Annotated in this window: 21 protein-coding genes; 4 read left to right on the top strand and 17 right to left on the bottom strand. The window is 55.7% G+C overall.

Going from position 1 to position 21,686, the window contains the following annotated elements:
• Nucleotides 1–187: 187 nt before the first annotated feature.
• The 8 genes from P0119_21750 to P0119_21715 all read right to left on the bottom strand — a co-directional run bounded on the left by P0119_21750 (nucleotide 188) and on the right by P0119_21715 (nucleotide 11,907).
• Nucleotides 188–1,771, bottom strand: coding sequence for an FAD-binding protein (locus tag P0119_21750; protein MDF0668684.1), 1,584 nt, complete (start codon nucleotides 1,769–1,771; stop codon nucleotides 188–190).
• A gap of 86 nt (nucleotides 1,772–1,857) precedes the next feature.
• Nucleotides 1,858–2,571, bottom strand: a complete 714-nt coding sequence (locus tag P0119_21745) for a 2Fe-2S iron-sulfur cluster-binding protein (GenBank protein ID MDF0668683.1) — start codon at nucleotides 2,569–2,571, stop codon at nucleotides 1,858–1,860.
• 116 nt (nucleotides 2,572–2,687) lie between these two features.
• Nucleotides 2,688–4,916 carry an NADP-dependent isocitrate dehydrogenase gene (locus tag P0119_21740; protein MDF0668682.1) on the bottom strand — a complete coding sequence of 743 codons (2,229 nt, stop codon included), beginning with the start codon at nucleotides 4,914–4,916 and terminating at the stop codon, nucleotides 2,688–2,690.
• Between the two features lie 22 nt (nucleotides 4,917–4,938).
• Nucleotides 4,939–7,185 (bottom strand): aconitate hydratase, encoded by a 2,247-nt coding sequence (locus P0119_21735; protein ID MDF0668681.1) that lies wholly within the window; start codon nucleotides 7,183–7,185, stop codon nucleotides 4,939–4,941.
• 82 nt (nucleotides 7,186–7,267) lie between these two features.
• Nucleotides 7,268–9,088 (bottom strand): citrate/2-methylcitrate synthase, encoded by a 1,821-nt coding sequence (locus P0119_21730; protein MDF0668680.1) that lies wholly within the window; start codon nucleotides 9,086–9,088, stop codon nucleotides 7,268–7,270.
• Between the two features lie 77 nt (nucleotides 9,089–9,165).
• On the bottom strand, nucleotides 9,166–10,362 hold the full coding sequence (locus tag P0119_21725) for an ATP citrate lyase citrate-binding domain-containing protein (protein ID MDF0668679.1): 1,197 nt from the start codon (nucleotides 10,360–10,362) through the stop codon (nucleotides 9,166–9,168).
• Nucleotides 10,363–10,544: 182 nt separating this feature from the next.
• Nucleotides 10,545–11,384 carry a bifunctional DNA-formamidopyrimidine glycosylase/DNA-(apurinic or apyrimidinic site) lyase gene (gene mutM / locus P0119_21720; protein MDF0668678.1) on the bottom strand — a complete coding sequence of 280 codons (840 nt, stop codon included), beginning with the start codon at nucleotides 11,382–11,384 and terminating at the stop codon, nucleotides 10,545–10,547.
• Between the two features lie 94 nt (nucleotides 11,385–11,478).
• Nucleotides 11,479–11,907, bottom strand: coding sequence for a dual specificity protein phosphatase (locus P0119_21715; GenBank protein ID MDF0668677.1), 429 nt, complete (start codon nucleotides 11,905–11,907; stop codon nucleotides 11,479–11,481).
• A gap of 23 nt (nucleotides 11,908–11,930) precedes the next feature.
• On the opposite strand from P0119_21715, the gene P0119_21710 reads away from it, so the two are divergent.
• Both P0119_21710 and P0119_21705 read left to right on the top strand, forming a co-directional pair.
• Nucleotides 11,931–12,368 carry a hypothetical protein gene (locus P0119_21710; GenBank protein ID MDF0668676.1) on the top strand — a complete coding sequence of 146 codons (438 nt, stop codon included), beginning with the start codon at nucleotides 11,931–11,933 and terminating at the stop codon, nucleotides 12,366–12,368.
• 38 nt (nucleotides 12,369–12,406) lie between these two features.
• On the top strand, nucleotides 12,407–12,589 hold the full coding sequence (locus P0119_21705; GenBank protein MDF0668675.1) for a hypothetical protein: 183 nt from the start codon (nucleotides 12,407–12,409) through the stop codon (nucleotides 12,587–12,589).
• 1,145 nt (nucleotides 12,590–13,734) lie between these two features.
• On the opposite strand, the gene P0119_21700 is transcribed toward P0119_21705, so the two are convergent.
• From P0119_21700 to P0119_21685, 4 genes are all read right to left on the bottom strand, one after another.
• The gene (locus P0119_21700; protein ID MDF0668674.1) at nucleotides 13,735–14,088 is read right to left on the bottom strand and encodes a HigA family addiction module antitoxin; all 354 of its coding nucleotides are present in this window, start codon (nucleotides 14,086–14,088) and stop codon (nucleotides 13,735–13,737) included.
• Nucleotides 14,089–14,164: 76 nt separating this feature from the next.
• Nucleotides 14,165–14,404 (bottom strand): type II toxin-antitoxin system MqsA family antitoxin, encoded by a 240-nt coding sequence (locus P0119_21695; GenBank protein ID MDF0668673.1) that lies wholly within the window; start codon nucleotides 14,402–14,404, stop codon nucleotides 14,165–14,167.
• Nucleotides 14,404–14,691, bottom strand: a complete 288-nt coding sequence (locus tag P0119_21690; protein MDF0668672.1) for a DUF4258 domain-containing protein — start codon at nucleotides 14,689–14,691, stop codon at nucleotides 14,404–14,406. Before P0119_21690 ends, P0119_21695 begins: the two co-directional genes overlap by 1 nt.
• Before the next feature lie 82 nt (nucleotides 14,692–14,773).
• Nucleotides 14,774–15,952, bottom strand: a complete 1,179-nt coding sequence (locus P0119_21685) for a small ribosomal subunit Rsm22 family protein (GenBank protein ID MDF0668671.1) — start codon at nucleotides 15,950–15,952, stop codon at nucleotides 14,774–14,776.
• 38 nt (nucleotides 15,953–15,990) lie between these two features.
• On the opposite strand from P0119_21685, the gene P0119_21680 reads away from it, so the two are divergent.
• Nucleotides 15,991–16,239, top strand: coding sequence for a hypothetical protein (locus tag P0119_21680; GenBank protein ID MDF0668670.1), 249 nt, complete (start codon nucleotides 15,991–15,993; stop codon nucleotides 16,237–16,239).
• Nucleotides 16,240–16,394: 155 nt separating this feature from the next.
• Here the strand turns inward: P0119_21680 and P0119_21675 are convergent, their stop codons facing one another.
• Genes P0119_21675 through P0119_21655 form a run of 5 tightly spaced genes read right to left on the bottom strand, consistent with a single transcriptional unit; the run spans nucleotide 16,395 to nucleotide 20,530 of the window.
• On the bottom strand, nucleotides 16,395–17,729 hold the full coding sequence (locus P0119_21675) for a transketolase C-terminal domain-containing protein (GenBank protein ID MDF0668669.1): 1,335 nt from the start codon (nucleotides 17,727–17,729) through the stop codon (nucleotides 16,395–16,397).
• A gap of 40 nt (nucleotides 17,730–17,769) precedes the next feature.
• Nucleotides 17,770–18,534 (bottom strand): carbon monoxide dehydrogenase beta subunit family protein, encoded by a 765-nt coding sequence (locus tag P0119_21670; protein ID MDF0668668.1) that lies wholly within the window; start codon nucleotides 18,532–18,534, stop codon nucleotides 17,770–17,772.
• Between the two features lie 22 nt (nucleotides 18,535–18,556).
• The gene (locus P0119_21665) at nucleotides 18,557–18,880 is read right to left on the bottom strand and encodes a pyruvate ferredoxin oxidoreductase (protein MDF0668667.1); all 324 of its coding nucleotides are present in this window, start codon (nucleotides 18,878–18,880) and stop codon (nucleotides 18,557–18,559) included.
• Between the two features lie 9 nt (nucleotides 18,881–18,889).
• Nucleotides 18,890–19,606, bottom strand: a complete 717-nt coding sequence (locus P0119_21660) for a 2-oxoacid:acceptor oxidoreductase family protein (protein MDF0668666.1) — start codon at nucleotides 19,604–19,606, stop codon at nucleotides 18,890–18,892.
• 21 nt (nucleotides 19,607–19,627) lie between these two features.
• Nucleotides 19,628–20,530, bottom strand: a complete 903-nt coding sequence (locus tag P0119_21655) for a thiamine pyrophosphate-dependent enzyme (GenBank protein ID MDF0668665.1) — start codon at nucleotides 20,528–20,530, stop codon at nucleotides 19,628–19,630.
• 716 nt (nucleotides 20,531–21,246) lie between these two features.
• Here P0119_21655 and queF point away from each other — a divergent pair.
• Nucleotides 21,247–21,675 (top strand): preQ(1) synthase, encoded by a 429-nt coding sequence (queF, locus tag P0119_21650; protein ID MDF0668664.1) that lies wholly within the window; start codon nucleotides 21,247–21,249, stop codon nucleotides 21,673–21,675.
• The last annotated feature ends 11 nt before the right edge of the window (nucleotides 21,676–21,686 follow it).

Raw genomic sequence — 21,686 nt, 5'->3', positions numbered from 1 at the left:
CGTTTCTTACTGCGCCCCTTCTCACCCACCCACCCTAAGGGCGTCGAGAGGCGCCCTTCACCCATTGCGAGCACCGCCAAACAGAACTTGTTCGACCCGGAGCCCCCTCCAAATAATCTTGGCGACGGGATAAAATTCCATTTCGTGTGCCGCGTTGCGCGAGCACAAGAAATGCCCCGTTGCAGTTCTAACCCACTTTCCTGGTGTACGCCGGCAGGATCATCGGTGAGATCACGCCGCTCACATTCCCGTGCTGCTTCGCCTCGGCGCGGAACCGCTCCAGATGCTTCAATGTGAGCTTGCCCTGCTTCATCGATCCGGCTCGTCCTGCCGCCGTCAAACCGGACCGCTTGCCATAGACCATCAGGTCGAGGAGCGAATTGCCCATCAATCGATTGCGTCCATGCAGTCCTCCGGACGCCTCGCCGGCCACGAAGAGGTTCTTCACGTTCGTTTCCGAGTTCGTATCGATCTTCACCCCGCCGTTTTGGTAGTGCAGGGTCGGATAGATCAACACCGGATCCTTGCTGATGTCGATGCCGAACCTCTCGAATTGCAGCACCATCGCCGGGAAATGTTTCTCCACTGTGCCCGCTCCGTGTTCGGCATCCAAGATCGGCGTATCCAACCAGACGCCGACGCGGCCCGACATCGTGCGGATGCCTCGGCCTTCCTCGCACTCTCGGATGATCGAGGACGACACCACATCGCGGGTATCCAGCTCGTTCACAAACCGATCGCCCTTGGCATTGACCAGCTGGCCGCCTTCGGATCTGATGCCCTCTGTGACCAACGCGCCGATCAATTGCTCCGGATAGACCGCTCCCGACGGATGGTATTGAAACGTGTCGATGTGCGCCAGCTTCGCTCCCATGCGGTAGGACAAACAGAGCCCATCGCCGGTCGCGCCGTAGTGGTTGCTCGTGGGGAATCCCTGAATGTGAAGCCGGCCGATTCCACCGGTCGCCAGAATAACCGACTTGGCCGCGACCACGACATGACGCTGATTGTCGAGATCTTTGAAGATCGCCCCGGTGCAGGCGCCGCTGTCGTCGCTGAGCAGTTCAATCGCCGCGGCGAATTCCAGCAGCTGAATCTTCTGGTTGAGGACCTCATCCTTGAGCACCCGCATGATCTCCAGCCCGGTGTAGTCCGAGCAGGTCACGAGTCGCGGTTTGGAGCTGCCGCCGCCCTTTTTTACATGGAGATTGCCGTCGGCCTGCCGATCGAACAAGACACCCAATTCCAAGAGCCACTTCGCAATCGACGGCCCTTCCTCGACCATGACCTTGAGCAGGGCATGGTCGTTCTCCATATGCCCACCCTTGAGCGTGTCGAGAAAATGGGTGACCGGAGAGTCCTCCGGTGCCACGGACACCTGCATCCCTCCCTGGGCCATCACGCTGTTTGAATCGCCCAACCGAAGCTTGGTCGCGAGAATCGTCTTGGCGCCGGCTCCGTGGGCGTGCAGGGCCGCCGCGCAGCCGGCTCCGCCGCCGCCGATGATCAGGACATCGGTCTGATGGTGCGGCGTCAGGTCGAGATCGTCGTGAATGGGGCTGTCACCTTCGAGCAGGGTGGCCAATTCAACCACGGTCTTCTCGCCCTCGTTCGGACCGAACCGAATGGGCCGGTAGGCGCTGGCCCGGAAATCAGGATGGTACTTGTGAATCAGTTGATCGCGGTCGGCGGGCGAGAATTTCGGAATGGTCTGCTTACGCCTGGCATCCCGAGTCTTGTGGACGATTTGCTGAAGTGCGTGGATGTCCATGATTCAACCGTAGCAAGTGGGAAAGTTCAAAGGTTCACGATTGCTGCTGAACCATGACTTTAAGACTTTCACACGTTCCAAATTTTTCACTTAACAGTCGCACAATGCTCGGCAAGTTCCTTGTCGTTCATCTTCAGTACGTTGTGCCACTCGTCGTTGTACCGACCCTCTTGAATTTCTTTGATGCGGGTATCCAGTCCGATCGGCTTTTCGGCAAAGTGTGCGCCCTGAGCCCGGCTGACATAGAGCGCGACAAGATTCGGCGCGATATCGGCGATGCAGACCGGTGTGCACATGCCGCACATGACGCAGTCCATGAACATTTCGGAGACACTCTTGAAGTCGCCGAACACAGCCTTCCACACTCCCTCGCGCACGTCGATCCTCTGGGGACAGGCTTCGGTACAGGCATTGCAATTTCGACAGAGCGGCGCTTCCGGATAGAAGTTGAACAGGTCTTGCTTCGGATCTTGGAGTTTCTGGATCTCGTAGATAGCCTTACGCGCGGGGAACGGCGGCATCATCGTGAAGCACATCCCATCTTGCACCGCCGTTTGGCAAGCCAGGCAAGTCCTTACTTTCGGATCGTCCTTCGTCCGGTAGTAGGTCGCGCAGGCGCCACAAAACCCGCCGAGGCAGCCGATCCCCCGAACCACGTCGATGCCCGCGTACCACATGGCCTTTACAACCGTGATCCCTTCCGGCACGTCTACCTTCTTGCCGGCGATCTCGATCGTGACCATCCGAGGCTTCATCACCTCGGGTTGATCGATCACGTTTTGGGTATCGTCCGTTGTCATAGTTCTTAGTTTTCAACCGTGATAGCGTCGTGATTCAGGACTGAGGACTGATGCTCGTCCTCAATCAATAACTCAGTCCTCAGTCCTAGCTACTCAGTCCTCGCGACTCGGTCCTGTTAGGCAATCGCGTCGATGATCCGATTCAACGTCGCGCTTGGGCGCATCGCCTTCGCAGCCTTTGCGTCGTCCGGGTGATAGTATCCACCGACGTCCTGAGGCTTCCCCTGCGCCGCCAACAACTCCTGATCGATCGTCTTTTCGTGGTCGGTCAGGTCCTTAGCGATCTTCTGGAACGTCTCCGCAATCTTCTTGTCCGCCGTCTGAGCAGCCAAGGCCTGCGCCCAATAGAGCGCGAGATAGAAATGGCTGCCGCGGTTGTCGATCTCGCCGACCTTACGGGCCGGAGACTTGTTGGACTCTAAGAATTTCGCGTTGGCTTGATCCAGCGTGTCCGCCAGGATCTTGGCGACTGCATTGTTCCCCACCTTCGCCAGGTGCTCCAGTGAAGCAGCCAGCGCGAGGAACTCACCGAGCGAATCCCAGCGCAAGTAGCCTTCTTCCTGGAACTGCTGTACGTGTTTGGGAGCCGAACCTCCCGCTCCGGTCTCAAACAACCCCCCGCCGTTCAACAACGGGACGATCGAGAGCATCTTGGCGCTGGTGCCGATTTCGAGGATTGGGAACAGGTCCGTCAAATAATCGCGCAATACGTTGCCGGTGCAGGAGATCGTATCCTTGCCGTCTTTCATCCGCTCGATCGAGAAGCGGCAAGCATCGGCCGGCGCCATGATCTTGATTTCGAGGCCGGTCGTATCATGCTTCGGCAGATAGGCATTGACCTTCTTAATCAATTCAGCGTCGTGCGCGCGATCCTTGTTCAACCAGAAAACCGCCGGCGCACCGGTCGCCCTGGCCCGACTCACCGCCAGCTTCACCCAGTCCTGAATCGGAGCATCCTTCACCTGGCAGGCACGCCAGATATCCCCTTCTTCCACCTTGTGCTCAAGTAAGGTCTTGCCGGACGCATCCACGATACGGATCGTGCCGTTGCTCGGCGCCTTGAAGGTCTTGTCGTGGGAGCCGTATTCTTCCGCCGCCTGCGCCATCAGGCCGACGTTCGGAATCGTCCCCATCGTACGGGGATCGAAGGCCCCCTTCTGCTTACAGAACTCGACAATTTCGCGATAGACCGGCGCGTAACTGGCGTCAGGAATCACACACTTGACGTCTTGCAGTTGGCCTTGAGGGTTCCACATCTTGCCGGAATCGCGGATCACCGGCGGCATGGAGGCATCGATAATGATGTCGCTCGGCACGTGGAGGTTGGTGATGCCCTTGTCACTGTTCACCATCGCCATCGGCGGCCGCCTCTGATAGACGGCCTGGATGTCGGCTTCGATGACCTTTCGTTGATCGTCCGGCAGGGACTTGATCTTAGCATAGACGTCGCCGAGACCGTTGTCTGGATCCACTCCGATCTTCTTGAACGTCTCACCATGCTTTTCGAACACATCTTTGTAGTAGACAGTGACGCCATGACCGAAGATCTTCGGGTCCGAGATCTTCATCATCGTGGCCTTCATATGGAGCGAAAACAGCACGCCCTGCTTCTTGGCATCTTCGATCTGCTCTTCCAAAAACTTACGCAGCGCCTTGACGCTCATGAAGGTCGCATCCAGCACTTCACCGGCCTGCAGAGCAATCTTGTCCTTCAGAACGGTGACCTTGCCGTCCGCACCCACGAACTCGATCTTGGCCGTGGTCGCGGCAGGAATTGTGAGCGACTTTTCGTTTGAAAAGAAGTCGCCTCCCTTCATATGTGACACATGCGTCTTGGAGTCGGACGACCAGGCGCCCATCTTGTGCGGGTGCTTCCGGGCATAGGCCTTCACGGACAAGGGCGCGCGACGATCGGAGTTCCCTTCGCGCAAGACTGGATTGACGGCGCTGCCCTTGACCTTGTCGTATCGGGTCTTGATGTCCTTTTCCTTGTCGTCCTTCGGATTTTCCGGATAGTCGGGCAGCTTGTAGCCCTGCTTCTGCAATTCCTTGATCGTGGCGACCAATTGCGGGATGGACGCGCTGATGTTCGGCAGTTTGATGATATTGGCTTCGGGCGTCTTGGCGAGTTCGCCCAATTCCGCCAAGGCATCGTGCTGTTTCTGCGCCGGGGTCAGATATTCCGGAAATACCGCGATCACGCGGCCAGCCAGCGAAATGTCCCGCAATTCCACCGTCACGCCCGCCGCCTTCGAAAAGGCATTGATGATCGGTAGGAACGAATAGGTCGCCAGCATCGGCGCTTCGTCCGTCTTCGTGTAAATAATTTTGTCTGCTTGTGCCATGATTCTCCCCCTCACCAGTGAGTTAATTCAGCGCGTTCAGCGCTGAGCCAGCCTTAAACCACGCAATCTGTTGTGCCGTCATGCTGTGGTTTGCCTGGATGGTGAGCGATCGGCCATCCGCCTTGTAGACTGCCACCTGTACCGGCTTGCCGGGAGCCAGACTGCCGAGCCCCGTCACGCTGATGCGGTCATTCTGCTCAATCTTCTCGTAGTCCTTCGGATCAGAGAAGGTCAACGCCAAGATCCCCTGTTTCTTCAGATTGGTTTCGTGGATACGCGCAAAGCTCCTCGTGATCACCGCCCGCACATTCAAGAACCGTGGCGACATAGCCGCATGTTCGCGGCTACTGCCTTCGCCGTAGTTTTCATCGCCGACCACGATCGAGCTGATACCCTTCGACTTGTACGCGCGGGCAATCTGCGCGATGTTCAAATTCGCCTCGCCGGTCAGGACGTTCGTGCCCTTACCAGGCTCCGATGCGAACGCGCTGTTGGCGCCAAGGAACATGTTGTCGCTGATCTTGTCCAAGTGGCCACGGAACTTGAGCCAAGGCCCTGCCGGTGAAATGTGGTCCGTCGTGGTCTTGCCCTTGGTCTTGATCAGAAGCGGAAGCTTATCGAAATCCTTCCCATCCCAACGCGGGAACGGTTGCAGCAATTGCAGCCGTTCGCTGGTCGGCGGAATATCGACGGTCAAGCTTGAGCCATCTTCAGCCGGCGCCACATACCCTTCTTCACCCTTGGCAAAACCTTTGGCAGGCAGTTCCTCTCCCACGGGAGGCTCCAGCTTAAACTCCTTACCATCGGCGGCCTTTAGATTTTGATTGATGGGATCAAACCGCAAATCGCCCGTCAGCGCATAGGCCGTCACGATTTCAGGACTGGCCAAAAACGACCGCGTCTCGCTGATGCCGTCGTTACGGCCGGGAAAATTTCGATTGAAGGAGCTGACGATCGAATCGGCCCTGCCTTTTACTCCATCCGCACGTTTCCACTGGCCGATACAGGGGCCGCAAGAATTGGACAGCACGGTGCCCCCCATTTTCTCAAAGGTGTCGAGGAACCCATCGCGTTTCATCGTATGATAGATGCGCTCGGATCCGGGTGAAACAAGGAATGCCGTCTTGGCTTTTAACCCAGCCTTCAACCCCTGCTGCGCAATGTGAGCGGACCGGCTGATGTCTTCGTAAGAGGAATTGGTGCAGCTCCCGATCAACGCCGCCTTCAATTCGACCGGATAGCCCTTCTCCTTCGCCTCGGCCGCAACCTTGGAAACAGGCCTGGCCAAATCCGGGGTATGGGGACCGACGACGTGCGGTTCCAGCTTCGACAGATCGATTTCCACGATCTGGTCGTAGTACTTCTCGGGCGATTGGTAGACCTCCGGATCAGCCACCAAGAGCTCCTTGTGCGACTGCGCCAAGCTGGCCAGATCAGCTCGATCCGTAATGTTCATGTAGGCGACCATCTTCTGATCGAAGGGGAACACGGAAGTCGTGGCGCCCAACTCCGCACCCATGTTGCAGATGGTGCCTTTACCGGTGGCGCTGATCGTCTCCGAACCGGGACCGAAGTATTCGACGATCTTGTTGGTCCCACCCTTGACGGTCAGAAGACCGCAGAGGTAGAGGATCACGTCCTTCGGCGAGGTCCAGCCGTTCAATTTACCAGTCAAGCGCACACCGATGAGTTTCGGATGGAGCACTTCCCACGGGAGTCCTGCCATCACTTCGCCTGCGTCCGCCCCGCCGACACCGATCGCCAACATACCCAGACCACCACCGTTCGGTGTGTGCGAGTCGGTGCCGATGATCAAGCCGCCCGGGAATGCATAATTCTCCAGCACGACCTGATGAATGATGCCGGCGCCGGGCTTCCAGAAGCCGATGCCGTACTTCTTCGCCGCGGAGGCCAGGAAGTTGTAGACTTCCTTGTTTTCGTCCATGGCACGAAGCAGGTCCTTCTCGGACCCCATTTCGGCGCGAATCAAGTGGTCGCAGTGGATCGTGCTCGGCACCGCCGCTTTCTGCTTGCCGGCCTGCATGAACTGCAGCATGGCCATCTGCGCCGTGGCATCTTGCATCGCCACACGGTCGGGACGGAGCGCCAACATGGCTTTCCCTCGCTCCCACTGTTGGGCGTCAAAGTTGTCGGCATGCGAGACGAGAATCTTTTCGGTCAAGGTGAGGCCGCGACCGAATTTCTTTCTGGCCTTCTCGAAGACCCCAGGCATTTTATCGTACAGCCTTTTGGCAAGATCTATAGACATGGCTTCACTCCTTCAATGTTCTGAGTGCTGGGCGCTGAGACTGGACTCGCAACTCAGGGACTCAGCACTCGTTACTCAGCACTTACTTGAGAGGCGGCACTTCTCTTCGTTTGGGCGCCGCATAGTTCACCAGGTAATCGAACAGCCGAATCAAACGACTGTCCTGTCGCTTCTGATCGACCCAGTGACCGATCAATCCGATCGTACGCGACAGGATGAAGAATCCGTTCAAACTATCGACCGGGAAGCCCATATCGACCAACACAGCCGCCATCGTGCCGTCCACGTTCAGAATCAAATTATCCTTCTTCACCGCCGTCACCTGCTCTACCTCTAAGGCGAAATCGAGACAGGGCGTTTTGATATGCAAGCTCTTCACGTAACCCACGAGTTCCTTCACGCGTTTATCAGGGTTGCGCAAACTCTTCACTCGGTGGCCGATACCAGGCACAGGCCCGACGTGCTTTTTCATGTAAGCCAGAAACTCGTCGACCTTCATCTTGTTATCGACCGCATACTTGAACCAGCGGCCGGCATCCGTCACGGCCCCGCCGAAGCGAGGCCCAATCATGATCAAGCCGGCTGCCACCGCTTGCGACAGCCCGATGCCGGCGCAGGCCGCGAGAATCGTCGCATAAGCACCGCTCACACAGGGGCCGTGGTCGGCGGACAACATCATAATTCGCTTGATGATTTCAGCCTCTTGCTTTGAGATCAGCCGCTTGTCCCAGAGCAAACCGATCACATGAGGAATTTCATACCCTTTATTGATTAGCTCGGAGGCAGGATAGCCGTCGTAGCAAGGTTCGTCCCCCCGGTCGTCGCTGATCGTGGTGCGGATGAGCGGCGCCACCACGACTTCGTCCGCCTTCATCGCTTCTTCGACGGTCTTGGGGAGCCTTGGAAGACTGACCGGCTCAATGACCTCCTTGACCAGACCGGACTTCAAGAATCCCTGATACGTGTCCTTGATCGCGGGACCAAGCGCACCGAACGTCTCAGGCACCAACGCGCCGGATTGCTTGAGGGCCTCCGACTTCGATCGGGCCGAGCCTTCTCCCTTCATCCCTTCCTTGGCGCCGGCATGGCCGAACTTCATTCCCTTGGGCAGACTTTCCTGACAGAACCCGGAGACGACGCCGATCAGCTTGATCCGGCGCTTCTTCGCACCGTACCACTCGGCCGCCCGCTCTTCGAGATCGCCGCCCATTTCACCGACGATGACCACCGCCTTCGTCTGCGGATCATGCTCGAACATTTCGAGGTAACTGACGTAGTCGGTGCCTGGATAGGCATCGCCGCCGATGCCGATCGCCGTCGTGATGCCGTCGGCGAACTGCGAGCAGATCCAAATGATTTCGTTGGAAAGCCCGCCCGACTTGGTGATGACTCCGAAAGAACCTTCCCGATAGAGCTTTGAGAGCACGAGGTTGTCGAACGCTCCGCCGATTACGCCCAACCGGCAAGCGCCGGCGGAGATAATGCCGATGGATGACGGACCGTTGAAGACCTTGCCCAACTTCCGGGCATGGGCGCCGAGCAGTTTCGCATCCTTCTCCGGCACACCCTCGGTGATCATCGAGACCACCTTAATATGTGAATCATCCAGCGCTTCCATCCCTCCCCTCATCGCACGGTCCGCGCCGATGTAGACAAGGCTCGTGTTGATCGTCGGATGGTTCTTCGTCGCTTCCGCAACGGTCTTGTAGATTGGAATCGCGATCAAACCACTGCCGTAGGGAATCTCGTTGGTCTTGCCGGCGTCTGGCGGATAGACGAACGCTTCAACATTGAGCGGGCGCTTGATCAGGTAACAGAACTCCGCCATGCGGCGGGCCGCGTTGACACCTGCAGCACCCCCCTGAATCACCACGCGGGTGTCCTTATTTGCCAGAATACTCATCGCGATCTCCTCTTTGCATCAGGACTGAGTGCTGAGGGCCAGGTGATCCTCTCTAACTCAGTCCTGAGTCCTCGTTGCTATTTCTGAAGCGCTTTGTCGACGATGTCCGTCAGCGGGGTGTTGCGGTCGAAGACGTGAATGTCGAAGCCCTCGTCCTTCAGCGCGCGCATCGCGTCAAGGCCTTCTTTTTCACGAGGCCCACCACGGCGCACCCAAATTTTCACCCCCTTTAACTTGCCGTCACCCTTTGCCTTGCGAAATCCATTGATGATGCCGCCGAAGGTCTTCTTCACGTCGGTAAAATTGGCGATCGCCCCGCCGACGATGATATTCTTGATGCCGGGCAAGGAGCAGACCTTTTCCGTCAGCACCTCAACGGCCCAATCGGGGGGATCACCTGAATACTCGGCATAATTCGCCAACTTGCCGCCTCGCGCCACGACGGCATCGGAATAGTAGACGCTCGCGCCGCCGCCGGCCGGCAGCATCGCCGTATCGCCGCCTGGAATTTCGATGAACTTGACGGACCCCTTGATTTTGCTGTCGACCCCCATGACTTCCACTTCATCTCGACTGTAGGCACGCCCAAACTCTGCGGCGAACTGGAAATTCCAATCCGGATGGCGGAATTTGGCGTCACCGTCCAGCAGCGTCACGGCATCGAGCGCAATCAACTCACCGTCGCTCTCGCGCGTGACGACAGGATTCACTTCGAGATACTGCGCATCTTCGCTGTCGAAACAGGCAAACATCTTTCCGGCGAAGTCGGCCATCTTCTTGGCGACCGGGCCTGTAAATCCTGCATCCTTCGCGAGTTTTTCAAGCTGGTCCGAGGAAGGAGTTTGCCCGATATCGAGACACAAGCGCTTCACTCGCTCCCAATTGGACTCCACTTCGATCCCGCCGCAATTGGCGACAAGGATCTCGACACCTTCCCGAGTGGACTTCACCGCGCAATAGTATTCCTCTTTGTGGGGAACCATCTCAGAGACAATGACCTGCGAGATGGTAATGCTCCCGACCTGGCGACCGATCATTTCTTTGGTTGCCGCCACCGCCCCATTCAGATCGAGGCCGACCTTCACCAGACCGAGCTTAAACCGAGAGCCCAGCGCTTCATGCGCTTTGGCAACCAATTTAGTCTGTTTCATCCACTCGTTGACTTGACCAAGCTTGGAGAGTTCGTCCGCAGAGGTGACAACCGCATAATGTGGAACGTGAATTCCCCACTTCTTCATCAATCCCATCCCGGGACCTTCCAAGACCTTTGCCATGATCGTTCTCCTTCGTATTCAACTCAGTCGTATAGGGGAGCCGGATTGTAGCGGAAATCAACGGGATGACTCAAGACACCAGAGGGACTACCGTGAAGCGGATCAAAAGGCCTAGCGTGAAACTTTCAAACCTAGCCCTTACTAAGCCGTGAAAATGTAAGTACTTTTTTCGCCTCTGCCCGTTACTTTGTAGAGCGAAGAGACTGGCATCGGGGACAAAAATATGCGCTCCGTTCCCCTTGAAAACGTTGAATGATCCCGCCACAGTGCTGTGGACAGGGCTGACCCGCTTTCCCATAGACCAGATGCCGCCGCTTGTATTGTCCCTCCGTTCCATCGGGAGAAATAAAATCTCGGACGCTCGAGCCTCCGCAGGCAATCGCCTCGTGAAGGACCTCACGCATGATCCGGTAGAGCTTTTCAATCCTGCCCACCGATAGTTTGCCGACCTGAACATGTGGGTGCAAGCCGGCTCTAAAGAGAATCTCATTCGCGTAGATATTCCCGATACCGGCGATGACTTGTTGATGCATCAGGAGCGACTTCAGCCGACCGCGTCGCTCTGTCAGAACTCGCACAAATTCAGGCTGGGACACGAGAAGTGGGTCCGCCCCGAACCGACGAACGAGATATCGCTCAAGGCCCGGCTTGTCCAGGAGGGAAAGACGTCCGAACCGACGAGGATTCCAGTAGCGTAGTTCCGGCTCACTGGCTCCTTCGAACGATAACCTGACATGGGTATGCTGAGGATGTTTCGTCCGAGCCGACTGGAACAAGAGCAGTCCGGTCATCCCGAGTTCAGCCACCACATAGCGACCGGCTTGAGCCTTCGTAAATCCCAGAACGATACTCTTGCCGAATCGCTCGACAGATTGCAGGCCGACGCCTCGATACCAAGCCACGGTGCTGTAGCCTTCTCGAACGATATCCGCCCGTCCGACCCACACATCACGCAATTGTGCCCCAAGGAGACGTGAACGGATCTGTCGCGCAACGACTTCAGCTTCTGGAAGCTCCGGCATAACTCATCCAGGTTAAGCGCTAGAGAGGAGCTCCATTACGCCATGAGAAGTGAGGAAAGGCAAGACGGGCTTGGCGGATCGGGGGAAAAGATCACTATCGAGGGACGGCAGAATTACTAGCGCGCCGGAGTTGGCGGACCTGTTCAATGGCAACTTGAAGGTTCGGCAGAGGCATGGCACCAGGGCGCCGAGCCATGACCAACTTCAAGACTTCATCATAAGTCCGGCCTTCGATGCAGCAGAGATAGGCCATGACCACAGAAACCGAGCGGCCCATACCGGCCCGGCAACAGACCAGGGTCCGACCTTTTCGTGCGCGTGGCTCCAGCCATTGAACGGCTTCCATCAGCCTGGCAGGATCGGCCTTGGCAAACTCTCGAAAAGGAATCCGATGATAGTCCACCCAGGCAGCCGGTGTGATCGTAAACTCTTCGGCGACCAGCAGGAGTGTGCCGATCGTCGACGGAGGCTCCTCCGCATCGATAATGCTGCCTACCAGCAGAATGTCTGTAATCTGATGCACGGCGTTTTCAGTATAGCCGCACCGTGAGCGACGTCAAGCTATTCCCCTCTGCTCTCTTGTGGTTGCGATTTCATTTCCCCGCCCGTTATACTCGTCTCAACATGGTCACTATCACTCAGCAGGAAGTCGAACGTCGCTTGAATACGGTCCCATGCGCCGTTTGCAAACAGTCCAGCTTCGCGATCGACGAACGGTTCATGGGAACAGACGGCGACTGGCGAGGCATCTGCAAGAAGTGTTACTACACGTTTCCCGTCTATACCGACATGGAGTTCTATCTGCGGACACAGCCGGATGTGCCGCTCCGGTTAAGAGAGATTTCCTGCACAGCCTGCAACCATCAGGGGGTTGATCTCGATTTTCGAGCCACGTTATCCGTACGAGATGCCTATTACTTCGTGACCTGTCGGAATTGCAAGCGGCAATTCCCTGAGAAATCGTCGTTGGAAGCGTTTGAATAAATCAACCTTGTTCCCGTCGCTGGTGTATACTAAGTCGCATGACTGATCAACCAAAACAGTCTGACCTCTCCGATCCGGAAGAGAAACCCAAGGAGAGAAAAGAAATCCCGTTGATCGCCATTCAGGATGATAGTGCTGTGATGGCCGAAGAAATGGCGGATCTGTTCGAAGAGGACAAGGTCTCCCACCAGCACGGCAGTTCAGAGCCTGAAGCGGACTAGTGTAGTGACCCACAAGTTCCTTCACCTTCCGTTCGTGGTGAGCCTGTCGAACCATGAACGGAACCGGTTGAAAACACTTGCCCTTCGACAAGCTCAGGGCGAACGGTCAATGCCAACGTATTAATGAAACACTACACTAGCCAGTTCGGCTTTCAGCAATAGCCGTCACCGTTCCGTCCACCTAGCCAATAAGAAAGATTGACCAGCACTGACCAGTCCTACCCTGCTCACACGCTTCGGCTCGACCGCGCTAACCTCAGGTCGCTCGGCGTCGCAAACTTGTTCAGGCTCCGCGTTGCTGGGCCTGAACTTCAAACATGCGCCGCCGTCCTCATGCTTCAGACTGCAACCTTTCGGTAAGCGTGGTACCCTCGCCTCTGCGATTCGCGATGCAGCACCGCGCAGCGCCGCTCTAAAAAATACAACGGCGACGAGTCGCTTATGGACCCGTCACCTTCAGATGAAGCACAGCTCTGGTTGGGTCTACGGCATACAGATGGCCTGTGAGACCCTTTCATGCCCACGCAGTATAGCTCTTCCACAGGCCTTTATGTACTCGCAACATCGCGACAGATAGAAAGTGTTCCCAGTTGCAGCTTGCAACCAACCGTTAGCCAGCTTCGCGCTTCCAAATCTTATGCAGTTGTCCAGCTAACCTAGCGAACACTTCGTCTCTCTGGTTCTGATGGAGGGAACTCAAAGGTTCATGCGGCTTGTTTACTGTTTGAATCGAGGACAAAACAAACTCGTCCGGACCGAGATCAGGGTCTGGGTATTTGAAAGTCGTCAGGCTAAACACGCAATGGCTAACTATTAACGGCAATATAGGGAGTCCCTTTGCCTTACGTTCATTAAGGAGTCTTGGCAGCTCACTTTTTCTCACAAAGTCGGAGGCTAGGAAATGTTGACTTACGAACAGAACAGCTGCACGTGCACTGTCGATAGATATACCGATGTCCCGCTCCCACTCTGCACCAGGGGCTAAGTCGAGGTCTGACCACGCACACACCTGGTCTTGCATTTGCAGTAGCTTTAGGTGAGTAACAAATTCATTCAAGTATGATTTGTCCTCGTCCGCGTAGCTCAGGAAAATGGGTAGTCGTGGATTCATGATGCGCCCTCCCTTTGCCTGAAGTGTCCTTCGCTTATGTGGAGGATTGTGCATTCAGATTGAATAACCTCGCTAGGCTGCACTCAGCGGCGAAATACGATTGATTCTGCCCTTGGCTTGCCTTCGCCGCCTCCCACAGATCGACCGCTCTCTGGGCATTCAACCAGAACTCAAGGCTGTTTCCGAACAGACGAGAGAGCCGTAGCGCCATTTCCGGGCTCACAGCCCGCCTCTCTCGCAGTACTTCGTTCACAGTCTGGCGCGATACCCCAATAGCCTTGGCAAAGCCTGATACGTTCAGCTTATAGTCGGGCAGGAAATCTTCTCGCAGCATCTCACCTGGATGCGTCGGACGCACTTTCCGAACTCCTTTGTTAGGGATAGCCATGCCTCACCTCAATGACAGTCGGTCAATTCAACATCATACGCATCGCCGTCGACAAATCGGAAGCAAATCCTCTACTCTACGCCGCGCTTTTCTTGAACGATGCGACGAGTACCCGCTTGGGCTTTCCTAGACTGCGACGATTCTTACGGATACGGTCGAGTTCGCGGGCCGTATCCGCGGTGAGGTACGATTCATGACACCGAGCGCAATGGACAATTGGAATGTTCTCGATGACGACAAGACTGCCACCTCGGCCAAAACTTTTCGTCGCCTTCTTGATAGTGGCTGCCTGAGCGCCACAGAGATCACACTGCATCAATCCTCCTCACGATAGACGGTGATTATGACCGCCTTCCCTGTTGGTCCGATCTTCAAGACGACATGCACAGGCTGACCGGAACAGTCCGCTCCCTCCAAGACATATTTTCTTTCCTTGGTGGCACGATCAACTTGTCGCTCGACAATCTGTCCGGTCAGAATGACGTTCTCAATGTCTTCGGCTAGAACGTCATCCTCATCCATCTCCTCAAGCGCATGAATCGTGATAATGTACTGACGTTTCCTGATCAATGAACGGAGTTGTTTTAGAACCCGCTCGAACATTCGGAGGCCATTCTACGCCGCGCCGTGCTTATGCTCAAGGAGACTTCACTGGAGCGCACATCCGTTCAGCGCCTGCTTTTGGCTATGCTGAACGAACGATTTGTACAGCCGTATCCCGCTCGATGCGTCCCAATGCCGACGCCTTGTCTCCTCGTTCCTTTCGAACGATCCGCTCAATTTGCACGATCGCGCCACGATGCCACTGATCGAATGATTCGTTGTGAGGAGACGCCAGGCGATCCTGCCGCCCGACTTCTTGTCGGCCTTGCTCGTTGCAAAGCCAGGCTCTTTTCTCCCCCTTCATGACCCGCAGTTCACTGACAACGCGATAGACATCCGGCTTCCGGTCGACGATGGTCTTGCCGTCTTTTCGCAACAATACGTACGAAAATTTCAACGCATCCTTGATGAAGCCTACTTGCTCGTCGATCTCCTGAATAATCACAGGTGGTTCCCATGCCCGTTCTTCATGGCACCAATCGTCAGCCTTGGCTAAGGCTGGGCAATTCTGCTCATGGAGACAGGGGCTATAGAGAGTGCACCGTTTCTCTTGAAGCAATCGATCGCGCACCCGATGGAGTGCGCGAGAAGTTTCTCGTAACGCCGGCTCGACGATCATCATCGTGCCGTGCGGTGCCAGTAACGCTAGAGACTGGTCAACAAAGGTAGTTCGCGCCATGATGGGATCGCCTGCGTCTGCAAAGATCTCATTCAAACAATTGGCAAGAATGATGAGATCAAACGGCCACTTCTGTCGAACCTGTTCCAACCAGGCTCGTCGCTCCAAATCTCCCTCACACGTCCGCAAGTCCGCTTCCTGAATACTGGCCACCCGACAGTAGCGATCCCATAACTTCCTGGCTTGTCTGAGGGCTACCGTCGAACTATCGACAGCGGTAACTGATAAGGCATATGGCAACTTTCGTTGAGACCACCAGTCAAGGACCGCCAGAGCCCCGGTTCCCGGCCCCGAACCAATGTCGAGAACGGAAAACCCCTCGACCGGTTTCGGAGTCGGCATCTCATCGAGCAACAACCGGATTTTCGCCAGATTGACGGGCATGAAATACTGAAGATACGCAGCCCCCAAAAACTCATCGTCTAGATATGTTCGGGATAGACGACTCCGCTCTTTAGTGAAGCTCTTGGAAAGCGCCGCCACTGCCTGCCCTAACTTTTTTTGGGAGAGATCCTCGCTCTCGATCCGTTCAGCGATGGCCTCAAGGAGTAACGGTGAAACCGTGGCGTTGAGGCATTGCATGAGGCTAGTGTATGCTCGACCTATTACGGAGGACAACCATGACGGATGAAATCCTGAAGGCTTACAAAGAAGTTGAATCAGCGGTGGAACGGTACATCACGCTCCTGCATGACCACGTCACAATGCTGCAGAACGTGGAACCACCCGGCTCCGACAAGGTCGTTCGACTGACGGCTGGCTCAAAAGCCATGACTGATAGTGCGGCAATCTATCTGTCCTATGCGAAGTATGTCGCTTATGGCATGCCGGCCAGCGAGGAGATGGTTGAGGACGAGATCCAAGGTTGACCGGCGCCGTTCGTGAATCGTTATTCGTGAAACGCAGGAGACCACTCATGACGAATAACGTGTAGCGATTCACGTATAACGCGGGGCACCAAAAAGCAAAAGAGCCTGCCCGGTTTCCCGGCCAGGCTCTTTTCCCTTTACTAAGAAACGCCTTATCAGATGCTCCGCATGAACTGGGCAACCTCGTCGTGACTGACGGCCCCACCCATGACCTGCGACATCGCGACATTCGTGGACTTCTTGCCGGTCAGACCGGATTCGACTTCGTCCAGGATCAATTCCACCGGCATCGACTGACCCCCATACACGCGCGGACCGCCGATGATCTTAGCTTTGGAGTACCCATAGACCGCGGTCGCCACTTCCTTGGCCAACCAGCCGACGTAGTTGAATTCCGGCACGACGATCAGCTTTGTATTCTTGCACAGCTCACGCAGTTCCTTCGTCGGAAATGGACGGAGCGAACGAACCTTGATCAACCCGACGTTGAGGCCCTTGTCCTTGCAGAGACGCACCGCTTCGCGCGATTGGGCCGCCGCGCTGCCGGAAGCGATGATGATGGCTTCCGCACCCTCGACGTTTTCCGCCGTCACCAAGCCACCCATGTACTTATTGATGTACTTGCGGGAACGTTCAACGGCCGCCCACACCTCTTGCTGCCAGACTGCGTGAATGTTGTAAGCCATGAAGTTCGACTTCTGGACCGGGGCATCGCGAGACAGGCGAGCTGGAGGATTCTCCGCATCCAGCACCGGGACCGCACCACGCCAGGCTTCACGCGGCGGCAACTTGATACCACGATCCTGCATCCGCACATAACCGCGGGCATGCGTGACGAAGAATCCATCGCAACAAACCCCAACCGGCAAGGTCACATCGTTCTTTTCACTGATCGTGAAGCCTGCCATCGTGAAATCGAACATGTCCTGCTGGTTCTCGGCATGGAACACAATCATCCCGCAGTTCAGCAAGTAGGACACTTCAATGTTGTCCGGCTGAATCGCGAGCGGTGCGTTGACCACCCTGCAGGTAAACATGGCAACGACTGGGAGACGATGGCCGGGCCAGGAGGCGATACCCTCCAAACCACGTAGCGTACCTGGTCCTGCCGTGGCCGTATAGCAACGGACACCCGCGCGCGATCCACCGGCGATTGCCGCCATAACACCGACTTCTTCTTCACCACGATAATACTCTTTCACGTAGCCTTCGCCGTAGAGCACGCCGACCAGCTGCATGGTTTCGCTCTGGGGGGTAATCGGGTAGGCGATGGCCAAATCCACGTTCGAGCGGCGAACCGCTTCCTTTGCCGCTTCGCTCCCGGTGATGAATTCCTTCGTCCGCGGTGCTTCGAGGAACAGGTACTCAGGTGTCACGACCTTTTGTCGCTTTGCTTCCCCATGGGGATCTTTTTTCCCATCCGACTTTGGCACCGCAACGCTGGTAATCGGATCACCCTGTGGATTGGTTTTGACTTCGGTCTCGCTCATAGTTACACCTCTTGGCTAGTTCGAGCGTTGCCGCCCGGCCTTATCCTTCCCGCTTCATGTGCTCGGCAGAATGACCGAACATCGCCGCACTACCCGTCCCACCTGGAGTTGGAGCGAACGCCATCGGGTTCGTGTGGGTCTTACCGCCATGCACCTTGGATTGCGTGCCGGTAAAGCGGACATTTTCACCATTTTCCGGTAACTTGATCCCCATCTCTTCACGGACACGCTTAAAAATCTGCGCTACGCGCTTGATCTTAAGCGTATCGGAGTCTCGGATCGTCAGCATCGCATCCTCATGGCCTTGTTCCGCGCAGATCGCCATGGTGCAGCAATTCGTTCCCGCCCGGATCATCTTGAGGGTCAGATTCGCATAATGGCAGTGCACGCCGATGAAGATACAGGCTTCGATCTTATTGCCCCAGATCGTCAGATTCGGATGATTAGGGTTGATGACTTCTTCCGGGTCGATCTTCGGATACTTCGGCCGATAGTCCGGCATCGGAATGATCATGACTTCCGGAATCTGCGCGGCAATTTCCAGCGTGGCCTTTGCTTTTTCAACCGCATGATCGTTCCAGGCCCAGAGCAACAGTGGTCCAGGGAAGAGCGTCGCGTTTGGGCTCGTCAGCATCTTACGAGCCATCTCTTCAATCACCACTTCTTCGTTCGGCTCGAGCAAACCATAAAATAATCCCTCCCCTGGATCCGGCAGCGACACCCCTAGCTGTGCGGCTGAGGGAGGATGGAAGCCCGCAGGCCCTGGTACGATGATGCGCTCTCGAGTATCCTGTGTTGTTGCCACGCCCTTCCCCCTTCCTCAGGTCTTATCCAACGACCGGACTAGCCAAGACGGCCGTTGTGCTCTTTTCGCCGTATGTAATATTGTCCGTCAACGCCGCCTTCGGCAATTGATCGATCATGATCATCTTGATCGCGTAGTTCTTGGCCATGTTGTCGCAGACCCACACACATTGCGCACAGCCCTTGCAGCGATCCACCGCTACGTAGGCCGAACCGTACTTGAATCCTTGATCCTTGCCCATCTCCTCGCTGTACTGGATAGTATTGGCCTCCGGGCAATATTGCGTGCAGAGCTTGCAGCTCTTCGAGGCACAGATTTCAACGCTGATATCGGCTACAAGGTACATGGTGCTCCTTTATGCAGTGGCCACCGCCACCGGCTCTTCAGCGCGCTTGACATCGGCCGCGGCCCAGCCATGGTCGACAGCATAGTTCCATCCAGCCCGCATGACGGCGACGTTCTTATCGATCAGCTCCTGTTTCTTCTTGAACTTCCGTTCGACGACACTGTCGAGGGCGGCAGTACCGCCGGATACCACAAAACCTTTCCCGAGGAACCGGTCCTTGACGGCCTGGTCCAACCCCGCCATGCTCGTCAGCCCTGTAATCGCGCCGATGCAGCCCATCAGCGCCATGTTGGTGGCGAGGTCCATGCCCGCGACCTCCAGCGAGATCTTCGTCGCTGGGAAGTAATAGAGCTTCGCGCGACGTTCTTTGAGCTCAGCCGCCTGATCTCTATGAAGATTCATCGGCCCGTCGTTGTTGATCAACGCCACTCCATCTTCTTTCAGGCCGAAATAGAACGGCATCGTATAGGACTTGCCATGGGTGATGACCTGCGGATGGAAGATGATGATGATGTGCGGAAACGTGATTTCACCGATTTCGTAAATCGGCTCGTCCGATACCCGAACATAGCTTTCGACCGGCGCCATCCGCTTTTCCGACCCATAGAACGGCACGATGGTGCTCTCGCCGCCTGCATTGATCACGGCGGTACTGAGAATATGCGAGCCGGTGACGACTCCCTGCCCTCCGACGCCTGCCATCCGAATATTGAATCTTTTCGCCATGATGGACCTCCTCGTGAACGCCTAAGCTTTGCCGGGAATCGCGGCGGCTGGAGCAGCCGGCTTGGCAAGGAATTCTTTGTAGCCGTAACGCTCAGTGAGGTATTGCTTCGCTTCGTCGCTGACATATTCCGTGAACTGATACCGATCATTCTCGACCGTCTTCGCATCTTCCATGACCTTGTCGGTCGGAATGGCGTACTCGATGTTGCAGGACGTGTAGGCTTGAATGTAGGTCGATCCAACTTCGCGCGCAATCAACACCGCTTTCTTGATCACGCTTTCCACACGGCGCGGATTGTTCGGCACCACCGTGGCGACATAGGCGCAGCCGGCAACCTTCGCCATCTGCAGCATATCCATCTTCTCAAACTTCTTGCCGAGCGGTGCCATCTTCAGCACGGCGCCGCGGTTGGTCATGCCGCTCTCCTGACCACCGGTATTCCCATAGACTTCGTTGTCCAACATGATCGTCGTGAACCGCTCTTTGCGGAACCAGGAGTGAAGGACCTGCTGGAAGCCGATGTCCGCCGTACCACCGTCGCCGGCCATCACAACCACATCCTTCGGCTTGTCGCCGAAACGAAGACGGAGGCCGCGGGACAGGCCGCTCGCCACTCCGTTTTGATCACCGTAGTTGCCGTAGACAAAGGGAATCGCCGCCTGAGAGATGGCCAGACGGCCGCAACCAGCAGTCCCGACAGTAATGGTGTCTTCGGGGTTGGGAAATGCGATCATGGCGAGCCGGATAAAAAGCGTCATGGCACAGCCGGCACACATGGGGTGTTCTTCCAACACTTCTTTGAAACTCCCCATTTGTGAAACAGTGACCTTCTTTCCAAAAGGTCCATGTTCCACCATGTCCCGATATTCCTTCGGCATAAACTTCTCAAATCCATTGGAAAACTTGACATAATCAAGACTCATCAGGCACCTCCCTTATATCGTTGGCAACGGTCAGCCGCTGCTCATCTTCTTCTTCACACCGCTTCCACATGCATCGAAGAAAACTTGAGGACTTGAGGATTTGACAATCAGACCACTACTTTACACTCACCAAGCATTGCGCATACTAGCAAAGCCGAAAAAAGACTGTCAATCTTTGCTCAACCTTTTCTCGACTCTTTCTCGTCTCTATTCATCAACAGTCTCATCAACAGTCCCCGCCATGAATTTTCGACGATATTTTCTGCAATAGTATAACGTCGTGAAAATCAAAGCAACTTCTAAGAGGGCCTAAGGTATCCAAAAGAAGACCTAGTTTCAGTCGGCGGGGTAGGTCATTCGCCCCAACGACCAAAACGAGTAAACCACAAGAGCAGGCAGCTCCGAACTTTTTAACAATTCACGTTTAGACATTGCCGATCTATCACATTCCGTTTACACTGCACAGCATGCCACTACGCGTTCTCATCCCGGGTGAAGATGATGCCGGTTTCCATGTCGGCGGAGTTCATAAACGTCCGCCGATTCCGGACGATTCCGTCAAAGCCGAATGTCCGAAATTCATGGCGCACGGTCCTTGCGGAGGGGTTCGCAAAGGTGGGCTGTGCGAGGTCTACCCCGAGATGAAATGTCCATGGGTCTCACTTTATATAGAACTGGAGAAAATCGGCCAAACAGAATGGATGAAGCAACTATGAATGGGCCAGCGTGGAGAAGGGGAGAAAATGAGGGGCAAGCAAAAGACCACGAAATTGGGTTACAACGAGCGGCATGCAAAGAGCGGAATCAGCGCCACGCTTCCTGACATCGAGACCTTCCCGAATCAATATAAGGGGTATGAAATTACGATTGAGATCCCTGAGTATACGGCGATTTGTCCTAAAACCAACTTGCCGGACTTCGGAACCATTACATTGCATTATATGCCTGATAAAGAATGTCTTGAGCTGAAAGCGCTTAAAATGTACATCCACGCCTACCGCAATCTCGGCATCTTCTATGAAAATGCCGTCAACAAAATCCTTCACGATATTGTTAAAGCCTGCCATCCCGTATGGGCAAAGGTCACCGGCACCTTCACGGCGCGCGGCGGGCTTTCCAGTAAGATCGAAGCCAAGTTTCCTTAACTGAACAACAG

This window comes from Nitrospira sp. (genome assembly GCA_029194665.1).
Taxonomy (GTDB): Bacteria; Nitrospirota; Nitrospiria; order Nitrospirales; family Nitrospiraceae; genus Nitrospira_D.
This window is presented reverse-complemented; position numbering and strand designations above follow the sequence as displayed.